Source organism: Photobacterium proteolyticum (assembly GCF_001939735.1).
In the GTDB taxonomy this organism is placed as follows: domain Bacteria; phylum Pseudomonadota; class Gammaproteobacteria; order Enterobacterales; family Vibrionaceae; genus Photobacterium; species Photobacterium proteolyticum.
Genome location: NZ_MJIL01000032.1, coordinates 1 through 8,423, shown reverse-complemented (window position 1 = coordinate 8,423; position 8,423 = coordinate 1). Strand labels below are relative to the sequence as shown.

Below are 8,423 nucleotides of genomic sequence, written 5' to 3'. Positions count from 1 at the left end.
TCAGAAAGCTCTCGTTTAAACTTTCCATAAAAACAAAAGAGTAATGATTCAATACGTTGAACTCCTCTAGCAATATAACGCTTTGTTAAGTTGCAGCTAACAGCCACGACATTCAAGCAAAGCCACCGTAATCACTGAACTCAACCGAACCAAAAATGCCACGGGTTAGCTGTCAGCTTGAACAATTTGTTAGCAGTTTAGTCACAACGACCTTTTATATTACCTACAAACATACTGGAGCTATCTAAAGCACCGAATCCATTTCTCGATTTAGAATACGTAACCTTGTTTTCATCAGGATATACTGTCCAAAGTTCTATCGTTGATTCTTCATTTTGTCCGACATATGCACAAGTCAACGTCCCTTGACCAAGTTGAAAGCAATCTAGATCGTTAGGTGAGACACTACTATTTTTTCCATCGAATTCCAGAATAAACTTTTGTGATGAAATACCATCCTTGCCAATTTTAAACCCTTCATCTTTGTAAGCTGAATGTCCTTTTAAGTCGCCGACCACGTAGCAATCCGCAATGGCTGAAAATGAACACATAGACAAAATATATATGATAAGCCTCATACTACCTCCTAACTGCTAACGCCAAATTAAGTAGTGAGCAACGCCACCACCTGACCTAAGGCATTGTGCCGTAAACACTAAAGCTAATTCAAACCAAAAGTGCCAAGCGTTGCGAATCTGCTTGAATTTATTGTTATACGCGTGGTTGAGGGAGCGCTACTTAACCGGACCCTTTTCGAACTGTTTTAGGTCATCTGATATTTCATTCCATGGTGCTTTCGAGCCCGTAAAGATATGAAAGCTCGGTTTATGAGTTGGAGTGTCGTCCAAAATACCCAACCGAATATTGTGTTTGCCTGTTTTCAACTTTCGTGAAAACAAACTCGAACCACAAAGACTACAGAAGGCTAATTCCGTTTCTTCACTTTTCCCATAGGTACTTACAAACTCTTCACCCGAGGTGAAAGTGAACTTGTCTGAGCTTAAACCACCGACTGAAGAATAGTCTGAACCAGTAAACTTCCGACACTCAGAGCAATGGCAGTTCCCCATGTACTCAAACTCATCTGGGACTTCAATTTTGACCTTGTTACAAAGGCATGACCCACTTAGCTTTCTCATTTTAATTCCCTCTAAAGCGTATAACGCCTAAAATAAGCGGCGAAAAACAACGCGCAGATATTGATATGAAGTGCGTAAACGCATAACTTCATTTTGCACCTGAACTGCCGAGTGTTTTTTGTCCGCTTGATTTTCTTGTTAAATTTGCCCCGCCCGATGAGGTCGAGGCCTGCTGTTAAATTTGCCGAGCAAGCGCCTTTGGTCTTTCTATTGCTCCTGCCTAACCCGTTTAACTCAATTTTCCGGCTCCTGACAACCGCTGAAGCCGCAAGAACATTACACGCCCATGATAATTTGTCGCTCTCTCCCAGCACAGCCACTCCGCACAATGCAGAGTCCGTCACTTAAACTCGACTAGCAAAATTTTACATCACCACCGATAAACTTCACCCGCTTTAATATCGTGATTTGCTCACCGCACGCCTCACAACAGGGAGCATCACCTTTTGCCACCATAAACTCGCGCCAGCTGACCGCCTTAACCTCACCGACCTCCGCCTGTCCCAGAGATAGCCTCGCCTTGTTCAGCCGTTCGCGACTCCGGTTATGGTACAGACCAACAAAGTGATACTGCTGCTTCCTCGGGAGCGCAACATGAGACACTATCCGCGCCATAAAATCATTATGCGACATCGTCATGCTCTCTGTACGCTGGGTCTGGTGAGACTTGTAGCTGTACCTCACCTCAGTGTCGGAAACATGTCGTAGTTGCGTGTTTTTTATCGCACCACCTCGAATATAACGAGCGAGGTACTTCGCCACTCCATGCCCGTGAGAATACTGCCTGGTGCAGTGGACGACCCAGTCTTCACGCCCCCACTGGTTCAAAAGACTGGCCACTTGCGCCTTGCTCAACTCCGGCGGGTAGCTTAACTCACCATCGACCAACAGGCCCCTCAACACCGACAGATACTTGCCGCGGAACAGCTTCATCATCACCTTCGCCGGAAACAGTATGTCCTTCTTCGGCTTCACCCATTCCGTCTCCCGCTGGCCTCCGTGAGTGACCAGGCAATGTATATGAGGATGAAATGACAGGTTCCGCGTCCAGGTATGCAACGCCAGAATACAGCCAGACCGGGCTCCAAGGTACTGACTGTCCGCGCTCAATTGCTGGATGGTCTCCCGCACAGATTTAAACAGCAGTTGCTGGCACTGCTCACGGTTATAGCACCACAGCACGTGCAGCGCATGAGGCAACGTGAACACCCAGTGATGATGCGGACAATCCAGGATGAATCCCTCGACCTTCCGCTGCCACTGCTCCCGTTTTAACGCACCGCATTGCGGGCAGCTGCGATGACCGCAGCTGTTATACCAGTACCCGTTGAAATGACCATTGCCGCAATACAGCGCATGCCCGCCCATCGCTGCCGTCCGGCAGGCCCTGAGCCGACTCGCTCCCTTGAGTTGGTACCGTGGAAGCCGGTGAGACTTGAGATAGAGTTCCAGTGCTTGCTGCATGAAACTTTGAACGGTATACGCCATGACTGGAGCATAGACAAATATTTAAGCTATATTAGAAGCAGATACGCAATCTTCGACGCAGCGCACTCCCCGAGCTTGCTCGGCAGATTTAACGCCAGCCATAAGGTGCGCCACGATAAACTCACCAAGCCAACTGAACTTCATACCAAAACTGCCGAGTGTAGAGCGTCACCCTTGATGGCCTTGTTATGGCAAACTCAAGGAGACCAAGCACTTAACAGAAACGCTACCGATACAGAAAAACTGCTCCAACACCAAACAGTCTACTCTGCCTTCAACACCTGAACAGTAAGAAATGCATAGCTTCATGAACTAATTAACAAAATCAGTAGCCAATGGGCAAAGAATGGCTCTTTGACAACCAGTTATAATCGGAACCTCCGGGGAAGAGAGCCAAGAACCAAACATTGATAACCTTAGCCTAAAATTGATTATTTCCAGCCGATGAAGTTTCAGGGATTACCAACAGCGGGTGCCTTGACTTAATCAAGCGTGCGGCGTGCAAAACCAATCAATCTCGCAGTTCGTTATACCGAGAAGCGTTCAGGTATATCGCCTGAGAAAGGCGACTTGATAGCAGCTAAGCTTGACCCAACAAAAGGAAAACAACCACCACGTTGCCTGTGCGAACTAATGCCATAACGCCTGCAATAAGGTGCCCCACACTAAACCAACCAAGCACACCGAACTCCATACCAAAACCGCCGAGTGTAGCGGGTCACCTTAATTGCTTTGTTAAGTTGCAACTTGTGCAAATAATCACTTCGCTTTACTTAAACTCTTTGCTTTCTTTTTGTCTCTAACCCAATACACAGAGCCATTTGTTTTTTTCATTTCAAATAAATCGATAGCTGCAAATAAATCGCTTAACTTTTTAAATCCATAGTTACGAGGATCAAATGATGTGTGATTTGAAATATGAGAACCTATTTGACCAAGCATTGTCCATCCGTCATCTTCTTCAACAGCATCGATTGCTTGTCTGAGTAAGTTCATCAACTTCGTATCACTTTTTATACTTTGACTCCTCTTCTGAACTGGCTTATTTACAGCATCTTCTTGATCAAGATAGAGAAATTTAGAACAACTATTAACAAAAGCTGCCGGTGCTTTCCTCTCACCAAAACCAATGATAAATTTGCCGTCAGCAAGAGCCCTTGTCACCAAAGGTGTAAAATCACAATCTGATGAAACAATACAGAGAATATCAACATCCTTTGTATATAAGACATCCATTGCATCAATTACCAAAGCAATATCAGTAGCATTTTTACCTTTTGTTAGATCAAATTGTTGAATTGGCTGTATTGCATAGTCATGTAGTACATCTTCCCAAGATTTGAGCGAGCAATTCTTCCAATTACCATACGCTTTACGAATATTGACGACACCAAACTTAGCAAGTTCAGATAGGATCGAATCAATCTTTGACGCTGGTGCATTATCAGCATCGATAAATAATGCGATCTTTTCTTTATCCTTCACAAACTCTCCTTTTGCAACTTAACGCCGCGTTAAGTAGTGAGCAACGCTACCACAAAACCCAACCATACCACCGTAAACACAAAACCCAACGATGGAATGAAAAATGCCATGCGTTGGGAATCTGTCTTAAACGCTTTGTTAGAGCGCTACTAACTCTGCAAGTTTACTAGCAACATTACCTATTGGATCTTCTGCTGTATCTAAACCACTTCGAGAGCCAAGTAACGGACTCACATCGCGAAGATCTTCATACGTAGTATCGTGGACAATTGGCACGAGCAAATCTGTAGAGAGTAAAGCAGATAGTTCTTTGTCTGCGACACCCTCTCCGGCTATGCGCTTCAAAAATGATGGCGTTACCATGACGATTCCAATTCTTGATTTAGCTAAACCTTTATCGATTTCACGCATTAAATTTGAGCCGAGCAAAACGTCTTTTTCGCTAAACCAAACTGAAACACCTTTAGCTTCGAGTAAGTCATGTAACTCCTTGGCAATTCCTTTTCGGTCATCCCAAGCGTGACATAGGAACACATCACGAAGATCAGGTTTAGAAGCTCGTTTCTCTACATTTTTTCGTACTGGAGTAAGAGTTCTAATTTCAGCCGGAGTATAAACCACGGAGGAACCAGGACTTGACCAACTAGGTCTAGGACGGCTTGAACTTGAACCACTTGAGCTGTTGCTACTGCCGCCGTACGAAGAGTATGAAGACGATGGATACGAGGAATATGAACGGTAGCTACCACGACTACTACATGCTGGACAGTTAGCTCTAGCACTTGCTGTTCGGTGACCATTTACTGGTGCTGTACATCTTGCCATTTAACGATTTCCTAAGTATGAATTCAATCCAATGATAAATGATTGAACACAATATGAAACAACGGCAGTATGGCGTTTCAAAGACGGTCACAAAAATACCGGTGCGCTCTAACGCCAGCCATAAGGTGCGCCACGATGAACTCATCAAGCCCATTGAACTCCAAACCAAAACTGCCGAGTGTAAAGCGTCACACTTGATGGCCTTGTTAGCACTATTATTTGATTTCTGTTAACTTCCCATTATCTACTAGATACTTTTTGGTTGGGCACATTTTATTCTCATTGTCTTCATTCTTTGGATTTGCAATAAATAACTTACTTTCTAATTTATAAACCATCCCATCACAGCTGGTAATTTGCTCGACAATTTTTCCACTACCTAGGTCTACAATTATATTACCTTGGCAAGAAGTACCGCATCCAAGAAAGGCAACGTAGTACTTACCACCATAATTTGGCCCTGATTTAATTTGTTGATTCAAGTTTTCTCTGAATGATTTTAGTTGTTCGAAACCAGTAAAGTCGATTTTGCTAACACTAACTTCTAACCTCTCGCTTGCTGGATATTCATCAAACTCATAACCAAAAGCAAAGCCTGATGAAACCAACAAGAAAATAATGCAAATATACTTAATCATAATTTATTACTCTATAGTGCTAACGCCTGCAATAAGGTGCCCCACACTGAACTAACAAAGAGCACCGAACTTCATACCAAAACCGCCGAGTGTAACGGGTCACCTTGATTGCTTTGTTAAGTTTTTATTATCCACTTAGCTAAGTCATATAGAAATTGTCCAAACCACCCAACGCTCAAGATAGAAAACAATGCTCGATGTGCTAGCATTAAATTACCTTTACATCGATATTCTACGAGGGGACACACCCACCTTAAATAATGGAACAAGACCCTAAAAATAAAGAGAGTTGCAACAAATGTGTACAAATATAACGCACTATTTATGAACGCATTATCAACAACAGCTTCTTCTATAGTGCTAGATAGTTTACTACAAACCCAAAACGATAAAGGGAAACCTAAAATCCAAAGTAATACATCATAAACACTGTGATTGTGTACAAAAGACATTTTCGATGAGCGATTATCTAAGAATTTTTTTATTTCACTGAAAACACCATTTACCCAGGTCGCATCATAACCATTAACTTCAACATTTGACTCATTTGGAGTTCCAGTACTTGGTAGCAGCGAAAGGTCAAAAACTCTTGGCTTACTAAAGTCGAAGAAAATTTTAAACGTATTATGTGGGTAGTAATTGTGCGCATATCTCAATGTTGACTCACTATCAACATATAATGATTTAACTTGCTCAGGATAGTTTACTGAGCAAAACACCTCATCGATTGGTCCCCAAAGTTCTTCACCATCTTTTCCTGCAATCGTTACTCGCAACAGGAAAGACTCACGTAAAGTTTTAATGTTTTCAGCATACTGATCATCAGTCTGGTTGTTTTGCTCAAATAATCCGACTTCAATTTCAGCTGCTGCATTAGCTCTTTCCTGAAGAATGTCACAGAAACGACGAAGATCTTCTTTATCTAGAGATAAAGAGGAAACATTCATCTTTTGCCGATTTTTAATTCTTGGTTTTCTTCCAGCTTCCAATTGGCCTCCTTAAAAACTTAACAGTGTATTAGGCTGCATGCTCGCTTTCACGCAGCTACCGCACTGGTTCTTTCAGTACACTATACTCACAAAAAAGGCTTATTTTCAATGGGTTAAATCACCAAAACGTACAGGTGACTGCTCAATGGATTCGGGCAAAGTAAGCATTTAGATTTAACGAGACCTCATATACGCCGAGCGTCATGAGTAAAGCCCTTTATTATCATGTAGATAGACTTAGGCATGCTGTGCAATACAAGCAATTCCTGTCTCGTTAATACCGAGTAGTGATTGGAGAATAGGCCATTTTTTATTATAACTGTATATACATACAGCACACCAAGGAAAGGTAATCATGGCTGGCTCTCCATTTATGCATCAGGTAAGAACCGAACTACGCACCCGCCAATACAGCATTCGCACCGAAAAGAGTTATATGTACTGGATCCGATGGTTTATCAGATTCAATGATCTGCGTCATCCTGCCGATATGGGCAATTCTGAGATTGAACGTTTTCTTAACCATCTTGCTATCAACCGAGAAGTTAGTGCCGCCACTCAAAATCAGGCTTTGTGCGCCATCATTTTTCTATATCGCTACGTGATTGGTAGGGAAATAAGCGAACTGCGCTATCAAAGTACTCGTACTCCCAAACGAATGCCAACTGTTCTTTGCGAGCATGAGGTAAAGGTTATTCTCAGCCATTTAAGCGGAAAATACTGGTTGATAGCAGCAATACTATATGGCTGTGGACTTCGCATTCAGGAGGCATTGTCGTTAAGAATAAAAGACATCGATTTTGATTCGAAATCGATTTTCGTATTCAACGGGAAAGGCGGCAAAGACAGGTATACTTTGTTGCCTGAATCCCTGATTATTCCTTTGGCTGATCAGATTAAAACAGTTAGGCAGGTACATCGAAAGGATCTGGATGAGGGAGCAGGCATGGCTTCTGTGCCTCCGGCCTTGCTAAGAAAGTACAAAGGAGCATTAAAACTATATGGATGGCAGTTTCTCTTTCCATCCAGCCATCGCTGTATTCACCCTTATGATGGATATGTCTGCCGTCACCACTTACATGCGACAGCATTTTCCAGAAAACTTCGAGAGGCTGTCAGGGCCAGCGATATCGCCAAACGGGTAACTGCACATACATTCCGACACTCTTTCGCAACGAGGTTACTGGAAAACGGTACAGATATTCGAACAGTTCAGGAGTTACTTGGTCATACCGATTTACGGACAACAGAAATTTACACGCATGTTATTGGCGACCGTCGAGCGGGAACCAAGAGTCCTGTTGATTTTATCGTTTAGGCAGCCGACTACTTAAGATTTAAAGCTTCACTCCAAACGAGATAAATTACAAATTACTTCCAAGGCTTTTTAGCGTCAGTCGTTGCCAACTACACATGAGAAAAAGTATGGTTAAACGGCTGGCATAAATCGAAAATGAGCAATAACTCTAAACAAAAATGGGGCACAAATAAGCCAGCAAAGATCTCGCTGACACAAAAGATCTCGCTGACACATCCACGTCAGCACACCGGGTTCCCTGGAGTTAGCCTTTCTTGTTGTTGTTCCTTCATGTAGCAATGAGCTCTCGAAAAATTCAACTGCTAACCACACAACAAACCACCTACTAATGGGATCTCTTCACAACAACCGTTCCGAATAAGGTATACCCTAGTCAGATGTCAGAGGATATGCTTATTTGGGGTTTTGCGCACATTTCCCCGAAAAGTTCATTCTTGCATGTAGGGTCGATCTAACAAACTTATGCCCGTGCGACCTGAAGTCGTATGAAGCGTTGTTCACCGCTTAATGAGTGAACCATCTGTATCACCAGATGAACCTA

The 8,423-nt window shown here is 43.0% G+C and carries 8 protein-coding genes; 1 reads left to right on the top strand and 7 read right to left on the bottom strand.

The features are described 5' to 3' along the window. Positions 1-197: 197 nt before the first annotated feature. The 7 genes from BIT28_RS00545 to BIT28_RS00500 form a co-directional block, all read right to left on the bottom strand. The gene (locus BIT28_RS00545) at positions 198-578 is read right to left on the bottom strand and encodes a hypothetical protein (protein ID WP_075761693.1); all 381 of its coding nucleotides are present in this window, start codon (positions 576-578) and stop codon (positions 198-200) included. A 156-nt stretch (positions 579-734) separates the two neighbouring features. Then, positions 735-1,139 carry a GFA family protein gene (locus BIT28_RS00540; RefSeq protein ID WP_075761692.1) on the bottom strand — a complete coding sequence of 135 codons (405 nt, stop codon included), beginning with the start codon at positions 1,137-1,139 and terminating at the stop codon, positions 735-737. A 354-nt stretch (positions 1,140-1,493) separates the two neighbouring features. Beyond that, the gene (locus tag BIT28_RS00530; protein ID WP_083651679.1) at positions 1,494-2,627 is read right to left on the bottom strand and encodes an IS91 family transposase; all 1,134 of its coding nucleotides are present in this window, start codon (positions 2,625-2,627) and stop codon (positions 1,494-1,496) included. A gap of 759 nt (positions 2,628-3,386) precedes the next feature. Next, positions 3,387-4,112 carry an NYN domain-containing protein gene (locus BIT28_RS00515; RefSeq protein ID WP_075761688.1) on the bottom strand — a complete coding sequence of 242 codons (726 nt, stop codon included), beginning with the start codon at positions 4,110-4,112 and terminating at the stop codon, positions 3,387-3,389. Positions 4,113-4,250: 138 nt separating this feature from the next. After that, positions 4,251-4,733, bottom strand: a complete 483-nt coding sequence (locus tag BIT28_RS00510) for a toll/interleukin-1 receptor domain-containing protein (protein WP_245823621.1) — start codon at positions 4,731-4,733, stop codon at positions 4,251-4,253. 419 nt (positions 4,734-5,152) lie between these two features. Beyond that, entirely contained in the window at positions 5,153-5,575 is a 423-nt protein-coding gene (locus tag BIT28_RS00505) for a hypothetical protein (RefSeq protein ID WP_075761686.1), read from the bottom strand. Between the two features lie 116 nt (positions 5,576-5,691). Further along, positions 5,692-6,564: a hypothetical protein gene (locus tag BIT28_RS00500; protein ID WP_217696605.1), complete on the bottom strand. Its 873-nt coding sequence runs from the start codon at positions 6,562-6,564 to the stop codon at positions 5,692-5,694. 355 nt (positions 6,565-6,919) lie between these two features. Between BIT28_RS00500 and BIT28_RS00495 the strand changes: the two genes are divergently transcribed. Then, complete coding sequence (locus BIT28_RS00495; RefSeq protein ID WP_075761685.1) at positions 6,920-7,882, top strand: integron integrase; 963 nt, start codon at positions 6,920-6,922, stop codon at positions 7,880-7,882. The last annotated feature ends 541 nt before the right edge of the window (positions 7,883-8,423 follow it).

Excerpts from the sequence above, each read along its gene's own strand:
- BIT28_RS00545 (WP_075761693.1), bottom strand. The coding sequence starts at position 578 with ATGAGGCTTATCATATATATTTTGTCTATGTGTTCATTTTCAGCCATT.
- BIT28_RS00540 (WP_075761692.1), bottom strand. The coding sequence starts at position 1,139 with ATGAGAAAGCTAAGTGGGTCATGCCTTTGTAACAAGGTCAAAATTGAA.
- BIT28_RS00530 (WP_083651679.1), bottom strand. The coding sequence starts at position 2,627 with ATGGCGTATACCGTTCAAAGTTTCATGCAGCAAGCACTGGAACTCTAT.
- BIT28_RS00505 (WP_075761686.1), bottom strand. The coding sequence starts at position 5,575 with ATGATTAAGTATATTTGCATTATTTTCTTGTTGGTTTCATCAGGCTTT.
- BIT28_RS00495 (WP_075761685.1), top strand. The coding sequence starts at position 6,920 with ATGGCTGGCTCTCCATTTATGCATCAGGTAAGAACCGAACTACGCACC.